This window comes from Enterobacter cloacae complex sp. 418I7, assembly GCF_050030705.1.
In the GTDB taxonomy this organism is placed as follows: Bacteria; Pseudomonadota; Gammaproteobacteria; order Enterobacterales; family Enterobacteriaceae; genus Enterobacter; species Enterobacter intestinihominis.
In genome coordinates this window covers 2749655-2768538 of sequence record NZ_JBLGUU010000001.1, presented here as the reverse complement: position 1 = coordinate 2768538, position 18884 = coordinate 2749655, and the positions used below count along the sequence as shown (strand labels likewise).

Genomic DNA, 18884 nt, shown 5'->3' with positions numbered 1-18884 from the left:
AGAATAGACAATAAGAGCACAGCAAACACGCGTCAGGCCGTGCTTCGCTCTTATCGTGCGGCAGAATTTCCAGTATAATAGCCGCCTTTTTTCATCCAGTTGTGACATACAGAAAGCTGCGACATCGTAGCCTGTAAGACAGGCGACAATCAGCCTGCGGCTAATTAAGGGATATCTCATGCGTACAGAATATTGCGGGCAGCTGCGTCAGTCCCACGTCGGGCAGCAGGTCACCCTGTGTGGTTGGGTCAATCGTCGTCGCGATCTTGGTAGCCTTATCTTTATTGATATGCGTGACCGCGAAGGTATCGTTCAGGTGTTCTTCGATCCGGATCGCGCTGATGCGTTGAAGCTGGCCTCTGAGCTGCGTAATGAGTTCTGCATTCAGGTGACGGGCACCGTGCGTGCGCGTGACGAGAAAAACATCAACGCCGATATGGCGACCGGTGCTATCGAAGTGCTGGCGTCCGATCTGGTGATTATCAATCGCGCAGAAGCGTTGCCGCTGGACTCCAACCACGTCAACACCGAAGAAGCGCGTCTTAAATACCGCTACCTGGATCTGCGTCGCCCGGAGATGGCTCAGCGCCTGAAAACCCGTGCGAAAATCACCAGCCTGGTGCGTCGCTTTATGGATGACCACGGTTTCCTCGATATTGAAACTCCGATGCTGACCAAAGCCACGCCGGAAGGCGCGCGCGACTACCTGGTGCCATCCCGCGTCCATAAAGGCAAATTCTACGCGCTGCCACAGTCACCACAGCTGTTCAAGCAGCTGCTGATGATGTCCGGCTTCGACCGCTACTATCAGATCGTGAAATGCTTCCGCGATGAAGATCTGCGTGCAGACCGTCAGCCAGAATTTACCCAGATCGATGTGGAAACCTCCTTCATGACCGCCGAGCAGGTGCGTGAGGTGATGGAAGCCCTGGTGCGTAGCCTGTGGAACGACGTGAAAGGCGTTGAGCTGGGCGATTTCCCAATCATGACCTTCGCGGAAGCCGAGCGTCGCTACGGCTCCGACAAACCAGACCTGCGTAACCCAATGGAGCTGGTGGACGTGGCAGACCTGGTGAAAGCCGTTGAGTTTGCGGTCTTTGCTGGTCCGGCTAACGATCCGAAAGGCCGCGTGGCTGCCCTGCGCGTACCGGGCGGTGCTGCGCTGAGCCGTAAGCAGATTGACGACTACGGCAACTTCATCAAGATCTACGGTGCGAAAGGTCTGGCCTATATTAAAGTAACCGAGCGTGCTAAAGGTCTGGAAGGCATTACCAGCCCTGTTGCGAAATTCCTGAATGCGGACATCGTGGAAGCTATTCTGGAGCGCACCGGCGCGCAGGACGGCGACATGATCTTCTTCGGCGCAGACAACAAGAAAGTCGTTGCGGATGCGATGGGCGCGCTGCGTCTGAAGCTCGGCAAAGACCTGAACCTGACCGATGAAAGCAAATGGGCGCCGCTGTGGGTGATCGACTTCCCGATGTTTGAAGACGACGGTGAAGGCGGCCTGACCGCGATGCACCACCCGTTCACCTCGCCAAAAGACATGACGGCGGCGGAACTGAAGGCTGCTCCGGAAGATGCGGTAGCGAATGCCTACGATATGGTTATCAACGGCTACGAAGTGGGCGGCGGCTCCGTGCGTATTCACAGCGGTGAAATGCAGCAGACCGTGTTCGGCATTCTGGGCATTAACGAGCAGGAGCAGCGCGAGAAGTTTGGCTTCCTGCTGGACGCCCTGAAATACGGTACGCCTCCGCACGCGGGTCTGGCCTTTGGTCTTGACCGTCTGACCATGCTGCTGACCGGCACCGACAACATCCGTGATGTTATCGCCTTCCCGAAAACCACCGCAGCGGCGTGTCTGATGACTGAAGCGCCAAGCTTTGCCAACCCGGCCGCGCTGGCTGAGCTGGGCATTGAGGTGGTGAAGAAGGAAGAGAAAAACTGATATGGCATATAAGCGTCCCGTTTCGGTTCTGGTGGTCATTTATGCAGAAGACTCGAAGCGGGTGCTGATGTTGCAGCGGCGCGACGATCCTGATTTCTGGCAGTCGGTTACCGGCAGTCTGGAAGAGGGAGAGTCCGCGCCGCAGGCCGCCGCGCGTGAAGTAAAGGAAGAGGTCGCCATTGACGTTGCTCGCGAGCAACTGACCCTGAAGGACTGTCAGCGCACGGTGGAGTTTGAAATTTTTAGCCATTTACGTCATCGCTATGCACCGGGAATTGAGCGCAATACGGAATCGTGGTTCTGCCTTGCGCTTCCCCATGAGCGGGAGATCGTGTTCACGGAACACCTGACCTACCGCTGGGTGGATGCGGCGGATGCCGCCGCACTGACCAAGTCATGGAGCAACCGGCAGGCGATAGAAGAATTTGTAATTAACGCTGCCTGAGAAGGCGCGATTTTTGGAGAACTTTTTATGGCAGGTCATAGTAAGTGGGCCAACACCAAACACCGTAAAGCGGCACAGGATGCCAAACGCGGTAAAATCTTTACCAAAATCATTCGTGAGCTGGTAACAGCGGCGCGTCTGGGTGGCGGCGATCCGGCCTCTAATCCACGTTTGCGCGCGGCGGTTGATAAAGCCCTGTCCAACAACATGACGCGAGACACCCTGAACCGTGCAATCGCACGTGGCGTGGGCGGTGATGAAGACGCGAACATGGAAACCATCATTTATGAAGGTTACGGTCCTGGCGGTACGGCGGTGATGGTAGAGTGCCTGTCCGACAACCGTAACCGTACCGTTGCGGAAGTGCGCCACGCGTTCACCAAAACCGGTGGTAATCTGGGCACTGACGGTTCCGTTGCTTACCTGTTCAGCAAAAAAGGTGTCATATCCTTCGAGAAAGGCGACGAAGATGCGATCATGGAAGCGGCGCTGGAAGCCGGTGCGGAAGACGTAGTGACCTACGACGACGGCGCTATCGATGTCTACACCGCATGGGAAGAGATGGGGGCCGTGCGCGATGCGCTGGAAGCGGCAGGTCTGAAAGCGGATAACGCTGAAGTGTCCATGATCCCTTCCACAAAAGCGGACATGGATGCAGAAACCGCACCGAAACTGCTGCGTCTGATCGACATGCTCGAAGACTGCGACGACGTGCAGGAAGTGTATCACAACGGTGAAATCTCTGATGAGGTTGCAGCGACTCTCTGATGAGAGCCTGTAAACCGTTTACGGGAGACGCGTGATGTCGATTATCCTCGGGATTGACCCCGGCTCACGCGTCACCGGGTATGGCGTTATCCGTCAGGTGGGACGCCAGCTAACCTACCTCGGCAGCGGATGTATTCGTACCAAAGTAGACGATCTGCCGTCGCGCCTGAAGCTCATTTATGCGGGCGTGTCGGAGATCATCACCCAGTTTCAGCCGGACTTTTTCGCCATCGAGCAGGTCTTTATGGCGAAGAACGCTGACTCGGCGTTAAAGCTCGGGCAGGCGCGCGGCGTGGCGATAGTTGCCGCCGTGAACCAGGACCTGCCAGTGTTTGAATACGCGGCCCGTCAGGTTAAGCAGACGGTGGTGGGCATAGGTAGCGCGGAGAAAAGCCAGGTGCAGCACATGGTGCGTACCCTGCTGAAGCTCCCGGCGAACCCGCAGGCCGACGCCGCCGATGCGCTGGCCATTGCGATTACCCACTGCCACGTCAGCCAGAACGCGATGCAAATGAGTGAGTCGCGGCTCAATCTGGCGCGAGGCAGATTACGATAATGACAAATCAGGCTGGATGTTTATCCAGCCTTTTTTTATTATGTCGGCAGTTAATTTCATCCAGAACGCAGGAGCGTCACGTGATAGGCAGACTCAGAGGCATCATCATTGAAAAACAACCCCCGTTAGTGCTGCTGGAAGTGGGTGGCGTGGGCTATGAAGTCCATATGCCGATGACCTGCTTCTACGAGTTGCCGGAGGCGGGCAAAGAGGCGGTTGTCTTTACCCAGTTTGTGGTGCGTGAAGACGCTCAACTGCTGTACGGATTCAATAACAAACAGGAACGCACCCTGTTCCGCGAATTAATCAAAACCAACGGCGTCGGGCCCAAGCTGGCGCTGGCGATTCTGTCCGGTATGTCAGCGCCACAGTTTGTGAATGCCGTTGAGCGCGAAGATCCGGCTGCGTTAATTAAACTTCCGGGCATCGGCAAGAAAACCGCCGAGCGCCTGATTGTCGAGATGAAGGACCGCTTTAAAGGTTTGCATGGCGATCTGTTCACTCCGGCGGCCGATCTGGTGCTGACTTCACCGGGCGGGCCAGCGACGGATGATGATGCCGAGCAGGAAGCGGTTGCCGCGCTGGTGGCGCTGGGCTATAAACCTCAGGAGGCCAGCCGTATGGTGAGTAAAGTTGCCAAACCGGATGCCAGCAGTGAAACTCTGATTCGTGAAGCGCTGCGCGCTGCATTGTGAGGTAAAGGATGATTGAAGCAGACCGCCTGGTATCGGCAGGCACCATTCAGCCAGATGACGTGGTGGATCGCGCGATCCGTCCAAAACTGCTGGATGAGTACATTGGCCAGCCGCAGGTTCGTTCTCAGATGGAGATTTTCATCCAGGCGGCAAAGCTGCGCGGCGATGCGCTCGATCACCTGCTGATTTTTGGTCCGCCGGGGTTAGGTAAAACCACTCTGGCGAATATCGTCGCCAACGAAATGGGCGTTAACCTGCGTACCACCTCCGGCCCGGTGCTGGAGAAAGCAGGGGACCTGGCGGCGATGCTGACCAACCTCGAACCGCATGACGTGCTGTTTATCGATGAAATCCACCGCCTGTCACCGGTGGTGGAGGAAGTGCTCTATCCGGCGATGGAGGATTACCAGCTGGATATCATGATCGGCGAAGGCCCGGCCGCGCGCTCGATCAAAATCGATCTGCCACCGTTTACTCTGATTGGTGCCACGACGCGAGCCGGCTCGCTGACCTCACCGCTACGTGACCGTTTTGGTATCGTGCAGCGTCTGGAGTTTTATCAGGTGCCCGACCTTCAGCATATTGTGGGGCGCAGCGCGCGCTACATGGGGCTGGATATGAGCGAAGAGGGAGCGTTTGAAGTGGCGAAACGTTCCCGCGGTACGCCGCGTATCGCCAACCGCCTGCTGCGTCGCGTGCGTGATTTTGCCGAGGTGAAGCACGATGGCACCATTTCGGCTGACATTGCTGCGCAGGCGCTGGATATGCTGAACGTTGATGCCGAAGGCTTTGACTATATGGACCGTAAGCTGCTGCTGGCGGTGCTGGATAAGTTCTTTGGCGGGCCGGTGGGGCTGGATAACCTGGCGGCGGCAATTGGCGAAGAGCGTGAGACTATCGAGGACGTGCTGGAGCCGTATCTAATCCAGCAGGGCTTCTTACAGCGTACCCCGCGTGGTCGTATGGCGACGGTGCGGGCGTGGAATCATTTCGGCATTACGCCGCCCGCGATGCCGTAAGTAGCGATTAATGGTAGCCCCGGTAAGCGAAGTGTATGACCGGATACATAGGTAACAGATCAGACCGGGAACATAGGTAACACTTTTCAGTCTATCCGGAGCACACTCTGGGTTTTTCGGTCGTAGTACGCAAGCGTTATTCCATTAAAGATGATGGCCTCCAGGCCATCATCTTGTTCTTCCAGCATGATGTACTCATCAGTCAGCGCTTCACTCAGGAACACCGTCCCCTTTTTCCCCATATAGAGTGTCCCCCTTGATTTCACCCTGTAGACCGTACCTCCTTCCGGATAAGCATATTCAGGAACCCTGCCATCCCAGTGCCGGCCTGAGGGTTGCCATACCGTTCCGGGCGTTGCACCCGCCAGGGCTTCATGTGGCCTTTCGTAGTTAAACTCTTCCCGGTAGCCACTGAACCACCGCTGTTGTTCTTCCATCGTCATAAATATGTTGCCCTGTTTTACTGCACTTTTCAGCGAACGATGCATTCGCTCATGACGGCCGTTTTCTTCCGGATGCCCCTTTCTGATGCGTTCCGGTCTGATGCCCAGCTTTATCAGCCAGACTGCAAGGCGACTTAACCCGGCGATACCTGTTCCTGCGAAAGGCTGACCATTATCCGTTCTCAGGACTTCCGGCAGACCGTACTCCAGGAACGCATCCGTCAGGCACTGCCTGACGAAGGGCTCGCTCTCCCGGTCTGCTCCCCGGCAGCTCAGAAGATACCGGCTGTGATTGTCGGTGAGGGTGAAGGGATGACAGTATTTCCGGCTCAGCAGCCTGAACTTGCCTTTAAAATCAGCGCTCCAGACCTGATTGTTCTCACTGATGATGGTCAGGGGCTGGCGATTGCCCGGGGTTCTGCGTTTTCGCTTTTTATCCGGAACCAGGCCTTCACGCTTGAGGATATCGCCGATAGTACTGGCAGCGGGGACGGTAAAATCGACGTGATGATTGAGCAGCCACATCCGCAGTTTTTTGGGGCCCCAGTCAGGGTGTTTTTGCCTCAGGGCCGTAAGCTGCCCGGCGATATCATCAGGAACTGTCCGGGAGTGGGAGTGCGGAGCACGCGACCGGTCAGAGAGAGATGACAGGTCAGAGGGGTCAAAACGCTGAAGCCATTTGTAACCGGTTTTTCGACTGATGCCGAAGAGACGGCAGAGGGCAGAAAAAGAATCCGTACCTGCATGGCAGGCACGGATAAAATCAAGGCGTTGCATAGGTCGGGTCTCAGTCCAGGGCATAGCGAGTCTCCTCTTCTATGCCAGTTATAACTGTTACCCATGTATCCGGTCTAAAGTGTTACCCATGTTTCCGGTTCATACCGAAGCGCCACCGGGGACATGCTGACTACTGCGCGGTCTTTTTCATCATACTGAAAATAAACAACACCGCCGCGCACAATACCACCGACGGCCCTGCTGGCGTGTCATAGAACGCCGAGAAGGTTAAGCCGCCCGTCACCGCGATCATTCCGATAATCACCGCGATACCGGCCATTTGCTCCGGCGTACGCGCAAAACGACGCGCCGTGGCGGCAGGGATTATCAACAGCGACGTGATGATCAGCGCGCCAACAAATTTCATCGCCACCCCGATGGTTAACGCCGTCACCAGCATCAAGAGCAGCTTCACGCGCTGAAGCTTCACGCCGTCGACAAAGGCCAGATCGGGGCTGACGGTCATTGCCAGTAAATTCCGCCACTGCCACAGCAGGATCCCGAGCACCACCACCACGCCAATGGCAATGGAAATCAGATCTTCGGGCGTGACGGCCAGCAGATCGCCGAACAGATAAGCCATCAGGTCCACGCGGATGTTTGACATCAGGCTCACCACCACCAGGCCCAGCGACAGGGCGCTGTGCGCCATAATGCCGAGCAGGGTATCAATGGCCAGGTGAGGGCGTTTTTCCAGCCAGACCAGACCGGCGGCCAGCAGCAGCGTGACGACAATCACCGCATAAAACGGGTTTACGTCCAGCAACAAACCAAACGCGACACCCAGCAATGACGCATGGGCCAGCGTATCGCCGAAATAGGACATTCTGCGCCAGACGACAAACGAGCCGAGTGGACCCGCGGCGCAGGCAAGCATAATCCCGGCCAGCCAGCCGGGCAGTAACAGTTCAATCATGAGTGTCCATTTCCCCGACGCAGGACAATTCGTCCCTGTAAATCATGGCGGTGATTGTGATTATGGCGATAGATGCCCAGCTGTTCGGCGCCACGATGGCCAAACATGGAGATAAATTCGGGATGCATTGACACCACTTCCGGCGTGCCGGAACAACAGATGTGATGGTTCAGGCACAGCACTTCGTCGGTTTTGGCCATTACCAGATGCAGATCGTGGGAGACCATCAGCACCGCGCAGTTAAGCTCCCGACGGAGCTGGTCGATAAGATCGTACAGCGCAACCTGACCGTTGACGTCGACACCCTGCGTCGGCTCGTCCAGGACCAGCAGCTGAGGGCTGCTGAGCAGGGCGCGGGCAAGCAATACGCGCTGGGTTTCACCGCCCGACAGCTTTTGCAAAGGCGCCTCAACAAGATGTCCCGCCTGAACGCGTTTTAGCGCCGGTAGGATATCCGCTTTACGCGTACCGGGACGGAGACGCAGGAAGCGGCTCACCGTCAGGGGCAGGGTGGCATCAAGATGTAATTTTTGCGGCACATAGCCGATACGCAATTTGTCCTCGCGGACGATAACACCTGCGTCAGGGGCTACCAGGCCTAATACGACGCGCACCAGCGTCGATTTGCCTGCACCGTTAGGGCCGAGCAGCGTGAGTATTTTGCCGGGCTTCAGATTCAGCGACACGTCAGAAAGGACGCGGCGCTGGCCGAATGAGACCGAAACATTTTCAAGAGAAACTAAAGTCGTCATGTCAATTTAAGCTTGCAGAAGTCATCGAATGTTATAATATCACATTCCACGCATTCATTACGATGATTAGTCGCATTATGTTACAGAAAAATACGCTTCTTTTCGCAGCTTTATCCGCTGCTCTTTGGGGGACAACAGCACAAGATGTTAACGCTGCCGTTGTCGCTTCGCTTAAACCACTTGGCTTTATCGCCGCTGCCATCGCCGACGGTGTGACGGACACAGAGGTTCTTCTGCCTGACGGGGCCTCCGAGCATGATTATTCTCTGCGTCCGTCTGATGTAAAACGCTTACAGAACGCGGACTTAGTCGTCTGGATTGGTCCTGAGATGGAAGCGTTCATGCAGAAATCCGCTAAACAGGTCCCTGCGCAGAAACAGGTGACGATTGGTGAGCTGTCCGCTGTGAAACCGTTGCTGATGAAAGGGGCTGAGGACGAGGGCGACGAACACGACCACGACCATGCTCATGGCGAAAAAGGTGACGACCATCACCATCACGGTGAATACAACATGCATCTCTGGCTCTCCCCAGAGATAGCGCGGCTTACAGCGGTTGCAATCCACGACAAATTAGTGGAACTTATGCCGCAAAGTCGAATCAAACTCGACGCCAACCTGAAGGATTTTGAGGCTCAATTAGCCGCAACCGACAAACAGGTAGGTAACGAGCTCGCACCGCTTAAAGGAAAAGGGTACTTCGTTTTTCATGATGCCTACGGGTATTACGAGAAACATTACGGTCTGACCCCATTGGGGCATTTTACCGTCAACCCTGAAATTCAGCCTGGTGCGCAGCGTTTACATGAAATCAGAACACAGTTGGTTGAGCAAAAAGCGACATGCGTTTTTGCTGAGCCACAGTTCAGGCCAGCGGTCGTAGAAGCCGTGGCCAGGGGAACATCCGTGCGCATGGGAACCCTTGACCCGCTAGGTACGAACATCCAGTTGAGCAAAGCGAGCTATTCGCAGTTCCTCAGCCAACTGGCGAATCAGTATGCGAGCTGCCTGAAAGGAGATTAACGAGGAAGTGAATACGTGCAACAGATAGCCCGCTCTGTCGCCCTGGCATTTAACAATCTGCCTCGACCCCACCGCGTTATGCTGGGGTCGCTTACAGTTCTCACGTTAGCGGTCGCCGTCTGGCGGCCCTATGTTTACCACCCGAGTTCTGCCCCTATTATTAAAACCATCGAACTGGAGAAGAGCGAGATCCGCTCTCTGCTGCCTGAGGCCAGCGAGCCTATCGATCAGGCCGCACAGGAAGATGAAGCTATTCCCCAGGATGAGCTGGATGACAAGATCCAGAATGAAACCGGCATTCATGAATATGTTGTTTCTACTGGCGATACGCTGAGCAGCGTCCTGAACCAGTACGGTATCGACATGGGCAACATTAGCCAGCTTGCCGCATCCGATAAAGAGCTGCGTAACCTGAAAATTGGTCAGCAGCTTTCCTGGACCTTAACGCCCGACGGCGATCTGCAACGTCTGACCTGGGAGATGTCCCGTCGCGAAACCCGCACCTACGATCGCACCGCAAACGGTTTCAAAATGACCAGTGAAATGCAGCAGGGCGACTGGGTTAACAGCGTGATGAAAGGGACCGTCGGCGGCAGCTTTGTTTCCAGTGCCCGCGATGCTGGCCTGACCAGCGCTGAAATCAGCTCGGTGATCAAAGCCATGCAGTGGCAGATGGATTTCCGCAAACTGAAAAAAGGCGATCAGTTCTCTGTCCTGATGTCCCGCGAAATGCTGGACGGTAAGCGCGAGCAGAGCCAGCTGGTGGGTGTTCGCTTACGTTCAGACGGCAAAGACTACTACGCCATTCGCGCGGAAGACGGTAAGTTCTATGACCGCAGCGGTACGGGCCTGGCAAAAGGCTTCCTGCGTTTCCCAACGGCGAAACAGTTCCGTGTCTCCTCCAACTTTAACCCGCGTCGTCTGAACCCGGTAACGGGTCGCGTAGCGCCGCACCGTGGCGTTGACTTCGCCATGCCGCAGGGCACGCCAGTGCTGGCGGTAGGGGATGGTGAAGTGGTCATGGCGAAACGCAGTGGTGCTGCTGGCTACTACGTGGCTATTCGTCACGGTCGTACATACACCACCCGCTACATGCACCTGCGTAAACTGCTGGTCAAACCGGGCCAGAAAGTGAAACGTGGCGATCGCATCGCGCTGTCCGGTAACACAGGCCGTTCGACGGGGCCGCACCTGCACTACGAAGTGTGGATCAACCAGCAGGCGGTTAACCCGCTGACGGCGAAACTGCCGCGCACCGAAGGGCTGACCGGGAAAGATCGCAAAGATTACCTGGCGCAGGTGAAAGAGGTGATGCCACAGCTGCGCTTCGACTAAGCTAACACCCTCAAAAATAAGCCGGCGTCAGTGTGCGCCGGCTTTTTCTTTTGTACGCGGACGGCTGCCTCGCTACACTATCTGAATATATTTTTGCGTCACCAGACCCTGGAACCCGCATGGAAACCAAAAAAAACAATATTGAGTACATTCCCGAGTTTGAAAAATCCTTTCGCCACCCGCGTAACTGGGGCGCCTGGCTTGGCGTATACGCGTTTGCTGGCATGGCGTTACTACCTGCTTCCCTCCGCGATCCGGTTCTTGGAAAAGTGGGGTGCCTGGCAGGGCGCTTAGGTAAAAGCGCACGCCGCCGGGCGCAAATAAACCTTCTGTACTGCTTCCCGGATAAAACCGACGTCGAACGCGAAGCAATCATTGATGACATGTATACCACCGCGCCACAGGCCATGGCGATGATGGCGGAACTGGCGCTGAAAGGGCCGGAAAAGATCGTCGACCGCGTTGACTGGAAAGGGCTGGAAATCATCGACGAGATGCGTCGCAATGATGAAAAAGTGATTTTCCTGGTGCCGCACGGTTGGGGGGTCGACATTCCGGCAATGTTAATGGCATCGCAGGGCCAGAAAATGGCGGCGATGTTCCATAATCAGGGAAACAAAATCTACGATTTCGTCTGGAATACCGTGCGCCGTCGCTTTGGCGGACGCCTGCACGCCCGTAACGATGGCATTAAGCCTTTCATTCAGTCGGTACGTCAGGGTTACTGGGGCTACTATCTGCCCGATCAGGATCACGGTCCTGAGCACAGCGAGTTTGTCGATTTCTTCGCGACCTATAAAGCTACGCTACCCGCGATTGGTCGCCTGATGAAAGTCTGCCGCGCCCGCGTGATCCCGCTGTTCCCGGTTTATGACGGTAAAACGCATCGCCTGAGCATTGAGGTACGTCCGCCGATGGATGATCTGCAGACCGCGGACGATCGCACCATTGCACGCCGCATGAATGAAGAGGTGGAAGTGCTGGTGGGGCCACATAAGGAGCAATATACGTGGATCCTGAAGTTGCTCAAAACGCGTAAACCTGGCGAAACAGAGCCGTACAAGCGTAAAGAGCTTTTCCCGAAGAAATAGGAAACCTTCACCCCTCTCCCCTTAGGGGAGAGGGGATCGGAGCTTACTCTACGGTTAGTACGCGGGTGGTATTGGTTGAGCCGATGGTGCTCATCACGTCACCCTGCGTCACGATAACGATATCACCGGATACCAAATAACCTTTGTCGCGCAGCAGGTTCACAGCATCGTGCGCGGCGGCCACGCCATCGTTGGTGCTGTCGAAGTAGACTGGCGTCACGCCGCGATACAGCGCCGTCAGGTTCAGCGTACGCTCGTGACGGGACATGGCGAAGATCGGCAGACCGGAGCTGATGCGAGACGTCATTAGCGCGGTACGGCCAGATTCGGTCATGGTGATGATCGCCGTGACCCCTTTCAGGTGGTTGGCTGCGTACATCGCGGACATCGCAATCGCTTCTTCCACATTGTCGAACTGGATATCCAGGCGGTGCTTGGAGACGTTAATGCTTGGGATCTTCTCCGCACCCAGGCAGACGCGCGCCATGGCGGCCACGGTTTCCGCCGGATACTGACCCGCAGCGGTTTCTGCTGACAGCATCACCGCGTCAGTACCATCCAGCACGGCGTTCGCCACGTCCATGACTTCCGCACGGGTTGGCATTGGGTTGGTGATCATGGATTCCATCATCTGGGTGGCGGTGATCACCGCGCGGTTCAGCTGACGCGCGCGACGGATCAGCGCTTTCTGGATACCGACCAGTTCAGGGTCGCCAATTTCCACGCCCAGATCACCACGGGCAACCATCACCACGTCAGACGCCAGGATCACGTCGTCCATCGCGTCCTGATCGCAGACCGCTTCAGCGCGTTCCACTTTCGCAACGATTTTCGCATCGCAGCCTGCATCACGCGCCAGGCGGCGAGCATAGTTCAGATCTTCGCCGCAGCGGGGGAAGGAGACGGCCAGATAATCCACGCCGATCTGCGCTGCGGTCACGATATCCGCTTTGTCTTTATCGGTCAGCGCTTCGGCAGACAGGCCACCGCCGAGTTTGTTGATGCCTTTGTTGTTGGAGAGCGGACCGCCGACGGTCACTTCGGTGAACACCTTCATACCCTGAACTTCCAGCACTTTCAGCTGTACGCGTCCGTCGTCCAGCAGCAGGATGTCGCCAGGCACAACGTCAGCAGGCAGACCTTTGTAGTCGATACCCACTTTTTCCTTATCGCCTTCGCCTTTGCTCAGGTTGGCATCCAGCAGGAATTTATCGCCGATGTTGAGGAAGACTTTGCCTTCTTTAAAGGTCGATACGCGGATTTTTGGACCTTGCAGGTCACCGAGGATAGCAACATGGCGGCCCAGTTTAGCTGCGATTTCACGCACTTTGTCGGCACGTAATTTATGGTCTTCTGGCGTACCGTGAGAGAAGTTCATGCGCACCACGTTGGCACCCGCGGCGATAATCTTCTCGAGGTTATTATCGCGGTCGGTGGCCGGGCCTAGGGTGGTGACGATCTTGGTTCTGCGAAGCCTTCTGGACATGTAATACTCCGTTGACTGAAACAACTTTGGTGTTGCGTGAACATAGAATCGGCCTTCATCTATCGCAAGGCAGTAGCGAGGGGACCGAATGCCGTAAATCGTACATCGTCGTTATTAGGGAACATCGCTCTTTATAAGCAATTCTTTATCAAAACGCGATTCTTTCAGGGCTTCCTTGACCCGCTTCAAGTTATCCCGGAATTTTGCGCCCCGGCGTAAGGTAAAACCGGTCGCCAGCACGTCGATGACCGTCAGCTGCGCCAGGCGGGAGACCATCGGCATGTACATGTCGGTGTCTTCCGGTACGTCCAGGGTAATGGCGAGCGTTGCTTCCCGGGCCAGCGGCGTACCTGCCGTCGTCAGGGCGATGACCATCGCATCGTTGTCACGCGCGAGTTGCGCCAGCTCCACCTGGCTCTTGGTGCGGCCCGTATGGGAGATGAGTACCACGACATCATCTTCGCTACAATTCATACAGCTCATGCGTTGCAGCACAATGTCATCGGAGTAAATCACCGGCACGTTAAAGCGAAAGAACTTATTCATGGCGTCATGCGCCACGGCGGCGGACGAGCCAAGGCCAAAGAAGGCAATCCGTTTGGCCTGCGTAAGAAGATCGACCGCGCGATTCACTGAACACATGTCCAGAGACTGGCGAACATGGTCGAGCGTGGCCATTGCCGATTCAAATATTTTTGCGGTGTAAGCATCAACACTGTCGTCTTCATCTACATTGCGATTAACATACGGGGTACCGTTTGCCAGACTTTGTGCCAGATGCAGTTTAAAATCAGGAAAGCCGCGGGTGTCCAGACTACGACAGAATCGATTGACCGTCGGTTCGCTGACGCCCGATTCCTGTGCCAGAGCGGCGATGCTTGAATGAATCGCCTGAGCGGGCGCGGCGAGAATAACTTCGGCCACTTTGCGCTCGGATTTGCTAAGGTGTTCCAGTTGAAACTGGATTTTTTCCAGCATGTTCATTGTTAACAAGACGCTCATGAGGGCATAAACGATTTCATAGAGATGAAACCTTGATTCGATTTAGCCGATATTACCCCCGGGACACCCGAAAGGGTAATCGTCGACAAGAAATGTTGTTGTTTTTTTTCATTACTTGATCGACGTCGGGTTTTGCTCTGACCCTGTTGCGCAAAGAATCGACGTTTGTTGCGTCACCAGACGGGCGTAATGGCCCGCGCGACGAAAAATCACCGTATCGCACGCGTCGTTAAGCGCTAATGGTTTCAGGAAACGCGTAAAAGCAGTACAGTGCATTGTAATAAAATTACAACGATACCTGGCAGAGTACCAGGAGATCTAACTGAGGAGAATGACATGGCGGTAACGCAAACAGCCCAGGCATGTGACCTGGTCATTTTCGGCGCGAAAGGCGATCTTGCACGCCGAAAATTGCTGCCTTCCCTGTATCAGCTCGAAAAAGCGGGCCAGATCCATCCCGATACCCGAATTCTTGGGGTAGGGCGCGCCGACTGGGATAAGGAGGCTTATACCAAAGTCGTGCGCGAGGCGCTCGAAACCTTCATGAAAGAGAAAATCGATGAAAGCCTTTGGGATAAGCTGAGCGGGCGTCTCGATTTCTGCAATCTGGACGTCAACGATGTAAGCGCCTTTACCCGTCTGGGTGAAATGCTGGACCAGGAAAATCGCGTCACCATTAACTATTTCGCCATGCCGCCAAGCACCTTCGGCGCCATCTGCAAAGGTCTGGGCGAAGCGAAGCTGAACGCCAAACCGGCCCGCGTGGTGATGGAGAAGCCGCTGGGTACGTCGCTGGCAACCTCGCGTGAAATCAACGACCAGGTGGGCGAGTTCTTTGAGGAGTGTCAGGTTTACCGTATTGACCACTATCTGGGTAAAGAGACGGTTCTGAACCTGCTGGCGCTGCGTTTTGCCAACTCCTTGTTTGTGAACAACTGGGACAACCGCACTATCGACCACGTGGAAATTACCGTGGCGGAAGAAGTGGGCATCGAAGGCCGCTGGGGCTACTTCGACCAGGCCGGCCAGATGCGTGACATGATCCAGAACCACCTGCTGCAAATTCTGTGCATGATTGCCATGTCTCCACCGTCAGATCTGACGGCCGACAGCATTCGTGACGCCAAAGTGAAAGTGCTGAAATCACTGCGCCGTATTGACCGCTCCAACGTGCGTGAGAAAACCGTGCGCGGCCAGTACACCGCAGGTTTTGCCCAGGGGAAAAAAGTCCCTGGCTATCTGGAAGAAGAGGGCGCGAACAAGTCCAGCAACACCGAAACGTTTGTGGCGATCCGCGTGGATATCGACGACTGGCGCTGGGCCGGCGTGCCGTTCTACCTGCGTACCGGGAAACGTCTGCCGGCAAAATGCTCCGAAGTGGTGGTCTACTTCAAAAATCCGGAACTGAACCTGTTCAAAGAATCCTGGCAGGAACTGCCGCAGAACAAACTGACTATTCGTCTGCAACCGGATGAGGGGGTGGATATTCAGATCCTGAACAAAGTGCCGGGTCTTGATCACAAACACAACCTGCAAACCACCAAACTCGACCTGAGTTACTCTGAAACTTTCAACCAGACGCATCTGGCCGATGCTTACGAGCGTCTGCTGCTGGAAACCATGCGTGGTATCCAGGCGCTGTTCGTCCGCCGCGATGAAGTGGAAGAGGCGTGGAAGTGGGTCGACTCAATCACCGAAGCGTGGGCAGCCGACCAGGACGCGCCAAAACCGTATCAGGCGGGAACATGGGGACCTGTCGCCTCCGTTGCGATGATCACCCGTGATGGCCGCTCCTGGAACGAGTTTGAATAACCCCCATCTCTAGCCCAAAGGTGTTATTTTACCGGTAACATGATCTAACACAGCAAGTGGCATAATTTTTAATCTTTTAAGCTCCGCGTGGATTCACCCGCGGAGCTTTTTTTATTACACTCCCTTCAGACATTTTGCCCCTGCGCTCCGGATATCAGGCGTTTCAGCGTTGTTAACAACCGTCAGAAACTGTGTAAACTCCCGAGCCTGGACAGATAAATTAGAGGAGCTTTTATGAATCCGACATTGTTACGCGTAACACAACGCATCGTTGAACGCTCGAAAGAGACCCGTGCTGCCTACCTTGCCCGCATCGAACAGGCGAAGAGTGAAACGGTCCATCGCTCACAGCTGGCCTGCGGGAATCTGGCCCACGGCTTTGCCGCCTGCCAGCCTGGTGATAAAGACGCGCTGAAAAGCATGCTGCGTAACAATATCGCCATTATTACCTCCTATAACGACATGCTTTCAGCCCACCAGCCGTATGAGGTTTACCCGTCTATCATCCGCAATGCGCTGCACAGCGTGAACGCGGTGGGCCAGGTTGCAGGCGGCGTGCCGGCCATGTGTGATGGCGTGACTCAGGGACAGGACGGTATGGAGCTGTCTCTGTTGAGCCGCGAAGTGATCGCCATGTCGGCGGCAGTGGGCCTCTCTCACAATATGTTTGATGGCGCGCTCTACCTGGGCGTATGCGACAAAATCGTCCCGGGGCTGGTGATGGCCGCGCTGTCGTTTGGCCATCTGCCAGCGATTTTTGTGCCGTCAGGCCCGATGGCAAGCGGTCTGCCAAACAAGGAAAAAGTCCGTATCCGCCAGCTGTATGCCGAAGGAAAAGCGGACCGTCAGGCGCTGCTGGAAGCGGAAGCCGCGTCCTATCACGCGCCTGGCACCTGTACGTTCTACGGTACGGCTAACACCAACCAGATGGTGGTGGAGTTTATGGGGATGCAGCTACCGGGCTCGTCGTTCATCCAGCCGGATGCGCCACTGCGTAAAGCGCTGACCGAAGCCGCAGCCCGTCAGGTGACGCGCCTGACCGGTAACGGCAACGAGTGGATGCCAATGGGCAAAATGGTCGATGAAAAAGTCATCGTCAACGGGATTGTCGCCCTGCTGGCGACCGGCGGTTCAACCAACCATACCATGCACCTTGTCGCGATGGCGCGCGCGGCGGGCATTCTGATCAACTGGGATGACTTCTCCGAGATCTCCTCCGTGGTACCGCTGATGGCGCGTCTGTACCCGAACGGTCCGGCGGACATTAACCACTTCCAGGCTGCGGGCGGCGTGCCGGTGCTGATGCGCGAGCTGCTGAAAGGCGGCCTGCTGCATGAGGATGTCAACACGGTGGCGGGCTTTGGCCTGCATCGCTATACCCTTGAGCCGTGGCTGAACAACGGTGAGCTGGACTGGCGCGAGGGGGCGAGCAACTCGCTCGATCCTCAGGTTATCGCCACCTTCGAACAGCCGTTCTCTCCTCACGGCGGCACCAAAGTGCTGAGCGGTAACCTTGGGCGTGCCGTAATGAAAACCTCTGCCGTGCCGGAAGAGAATCAGGTTATCGAAGCCCCGGCGGTGGTGTTTGAAAGCCAGCACGACGTTTTACCTGCCTTCGACGCGGGTCTGCTTGATAAAGACTGCGTAGTCGTGGTGCGTCATCAGGGACCAAAAGCGAACGGGATGCCAGAATTACATAAACTTATGCCGCCGCTTGGTGTATTATTGGACCGCCGTTTCAAAATTGCGCTGGTGACCGATGGACGCCTCTCGGGGGCATCCGGTAAAGTGCCTTCAGCGATTCATGTCACCCCGGAAGCCTACGACGGCGGCCTGCTGGCGAAAGTCCATGATGGAGACATGATCCGCGTTAACGGTCAGACAGGCGAGTTAACCCTGCTGGTGGACGAAGCAGAGCTGGCGGCGCGTCAGCCACATATTCCTGACCTGAGCGCATCCCGCGTGGGTACCGGACGCGAGATGTTTGGTGCGTTGCGTGAGAAACTCTCCGGTGCGGAGCAGGGCGCAACCTGTATTACGTTTTAAGACGACTTGATTTTAACGATCTGGCGAGAGAAAACTCTGATGAAAAACTGGAAAACAAGTGCAGAAGCAATCCTGACTACTGGCCCTGTCGTGCCGGTTATTGTGGTAAACAAACTGGAGCACGCTGTCCCAATGGCGAAGGCGCTGGTTGCGGGTGGCGTTCGTGTTCTGGAAGTGACCCTGCGTACTGCCTGTGCGATGGATGCGATTCGCGCTATCGCCAAAGAAGTGCCGGAAGCGATCATCGGTGCTGGTACGGTTCTGAATGCGCAGCAGCTGGCGGAAGTGACCGAAGCGGGCGCACAGTTTGCCATCAGCCCGGGCCTGACCGAGCCGCTGCTGAAAGCCGCAACCGAAGGTTCTATTCCGCTGATCCCGGGTATCAGCACCGTTTCTGAACTGATGCTGGGCATGGACTACGGCCTGAAAGAGTTTAAATTCTTCCCGGCTGAAGCGAACGGCGGCACCAAAGCGTTGCAGGCGATTGCAGGCCCATTCTCCCAGGTGCGTTTCTGCCCAACGGGCGGCATCTCTCCGGCCAACTACCGCGACTACCTGGCGCTGAAAAGCGTGCTATGCATCGGTGGCTCCTGGCTAGTTCCGGCGGATGCGCTGGAAGCAGGCGACTGGGATCGCATTACTAAACTGGCTCGCGAAGCGGTAGAAGGCGCGAAACAGTAACAAATGCTCAATGCATAAAGCAGGCCCTCTGGCCTGATGCTGGTCACTTTATGTGACCAGCATGTATGAGTTCTTCTTCTTCTCCCC

17 protein-coding genes are annotated in these 18884 nt (G+C 55.9%); 12 read left to right on the top strand and 5 right to left on the bottom strand.

Translation table 11 applies throughout. From position 1 onward, the window contains the following. Positions 1-178 precede the first annotated feature (178 nt). The 6 genes from aspS (at position 179) to ruvB (ending at position 5434) form a co-directional block, all read left to right on the top strand. Positions 179-1951, top strand: a complete 1773-nt coding sequence (gene aspS / locus ACQG0S_RS13425) for an aspartate--tRNA ligase (RefSeq protein WP_023300446.1) — start codon at positions 179-181, stop codon at positions 1949-1951. 1 nt (position 1952) lies between these two features. Continuing rightward, positions 1953-2396, top strand: coding sequence for a dihydroneopterin triphosphate diphosphatase (gene nudB, locus ACQG0S_RS13420; RefSeq protein ID WP_023300445.1), 444 nt, complete (start codon positions 1953-1955; stop codon positions 2394-2396). 27 nt (positions 2397-2423) lie between these two features. Further along, the gene (locus ACQG0S_RS13415) at positions 2424-3164 is read left to right on the top strand and encodes a YebC/PmpR family DNA-binding transcriptional regulator (protein ID WP_003859747.1); all 741 of its coding nucleotides are present in this window, start codon (positions 2424-2426) and stop codon (positions 3162-3164) included. Between the two features lie 34 nt (positions 3165-3198). Beyond that, positions 3199-3720, top strand: a complete 522-nt coding sequence (gene ruvC / locus ACQG0S_RS13410; protein ID WP_014884319.1) for a crossover junction endodeoxyribonuclease RuvC — start codon at positions 3199-3201, stop codon at positions 3718-3720. 80 nt (positions 3721-3800) lie between these two features. Further along, positions 3801-4415 (top strand): Holliday junction branch migration protein RuvA, encoded by a 615-nt coding sequence (gene ruvA, locus ACQG0S_RS13405; protein ID WP_022648487.1) that lies wholly within the window; start codon positions 3801-3803, stop codon positions 4413-4415. A gap of 8 nt (positions 4416-4423) precedes the next feature. Beyond that, positions 4424-5434: a Holliday junction branch migration DNA helicase RuvB gene (gene ruvB, locus ACQG0S_RS13400; RefSeq protein WP_006811035.1), complete on the top strand. Its 1011-nt coding sequence runs from the start codon at positions 4424-4426 to the stop codon at positions 5432-5434. A gap of 86 nt (positions 5435-5520) precedes the next feature. Here ruvB and ACQG0S_RS13395 read toward each other — a convergent pair whose 3' ends face one another. The 3 genes from ACQG0S_RS13395 to znuC all read right to left on the bottom strand — a co-directional run bounded on the left by ACQG0S_RS13395 (position 5521) and on the right by znuC (position 8322). Beyond that, positions 5521-6678, bottom strand: coding sequence for a DDE-type integrase/transposase/recombinase (locus ACQG0S_RS13395; RefSeq protein WP_023305267.1), 1158 nt, complete (start codon positions 6676-6678; stop codon positions 5521-5523). Between the two features lie 106 nt (positions 6679-6784). Then, positions 6785-7570: a zinc ABC transporter permease subunit ZnuB gene (gene znuB, locus ACQG0S_RS13390; RefSeq protein WP_022648485.1), complete on the bottom strand. Its 786-nt coding sequence runs from the start codon at positions 7568-7570 to the stop codon at positions 6785-6787. Then, positions 7567-8322 (bottom strand): zinc ABC transporter ATP-binding protein ZnuC, encoded by a 756-nt coding sequence (znuC, locus tag ACQG0S_RS13385; RefSeq protein ID WP_003859757.1) that lies wholly within the window; start codon positions 8320-8322, stop codon positions 7567-7569. The genes znuB and znuC overlap by 4 nt, the downstream gene beginning before the upstream one ends. Positions 8323-8399: 77 nt before the next feature. Between znuC and znuA the strand changes: the two genes are divergently transcribed. The 3 genes from znuA to lpxM all read left to right on the top strand — a co-directional run bounded on the left by znuA (position 8400) and on the right by lpxM (position 11770). After that, entirely contained in the window at positions 8400-9344 is a 945-nt protein-coding gene (gene znuA, locus ACQG0S_RS13380; protein WP_032677373.1) for a zinc ABC transporter substrate-binding protein ZnuA, read from the top strand. A 15-nt stretch (positions 9345-9359) separates the two neighbouring features. Next, a complete protein-coding gene (mepM, locus tag ACQG0S_RS13375; RefSeq protein WP_022648483.1) occupies positions 9360-10679 on the top strand; it encodes a murein DD-endopeptidase MepM in 1320 nt (439 codons plus the stop codon). A 119-nt stretch (positions 10680-10798) separates the two neighbouring features. Then, positions 10799-11770 (top strand): lauroyl-Kdo(2)-lipid IV(A) myristoyltransferase, encoded by a 972-nt coding sequence (gene lpxM / locus ACQG0S_RS13370; RefSeq protein WP_046619407.1) that lies wholly within the window; start codon positions 10799-10801, stop codon positions 11768-11770. Between the two features lie 43 nt (positions 11771-11813). Here lpxM and pyk read toward each other — a convergent pair whose 3' ends face one another. Both pyk and ACQG0S_RS13360 read right to left on the bottom strand, forming a co-directional pair. After that, positions 11814-13256: a pyruvate kinase gene (pyk, locus tag ACQG0S_RS13365; protein WP_003859767.1), complete on the bottom strand. Its 1443-nt coding sequence runs from the start codon at positions 13254-13256 to the stop codon at positions 11814-11816. 114 nt (positions 13257-13370) lie between these two features. Beyond that, positions 13371-14240 carry a MurR/RpiR family transcriptional regulator gene (locus ACQG0S_RS13360; RefSeq protein WP_048966876.1) on the bottom strand — a complete coding sequence of 290 codons (870 nt, stop codon included), beginning with the start codon at positions 14238-14240 and terminating at the stop codon, positions 13371-13373. 354 nt (positions 14241-14594) lie between these two features. Between ACQG0S_RS13360 and zwf the strand changes: the two genes are divergently transcribed. The 3 genes from zwf (at position 14595) to kdgA (ending at position 18797) form a co-directional block, all read left to right on the top strand. Further along, positions 14595-16070, top strand: coding sequence for a glucose-6-phosphate dehydrogenase (gene zwf, locus ACQG0S_RS13355; protein WP_022648481.1), 1476 nt, complete (start codon positions 14595-14597; stop codon positions 16068-16070). A 234-nt stretch (positions 16071-16304) separates the two neighbouring features. Next, positions 16305-18116: a phosphogluconate dehydratase gene (gene edd / locus ACQG0S_RS13350; RefSeq protein ID WP_023300442.1), complete on the top strand. Its 1812-nt coding sequence runs from the start codon at positions 16305-16307 to the stop codon at positions 18114-18116. 39 nt (positions 18117-18155) lie between these two features. After that, the gene (gene kdgA / locus ACQG0S_RS13345; RefSeq protein WP_003859774.1) at positions 18156-18797 is read left to right on the top strand and encodes a bifunctional 4-hydroxy-2-oxoglutarate aldolase/2-dehydro-3-deoxy-phosphogluconate aldolase; all 642 of its coding nucleotides are present in this window, start codon (positions 18156-18158) and stop codon (positions 18795-18797) included. Positions 18798-18884: the final 87 nt, after the last annotated feature.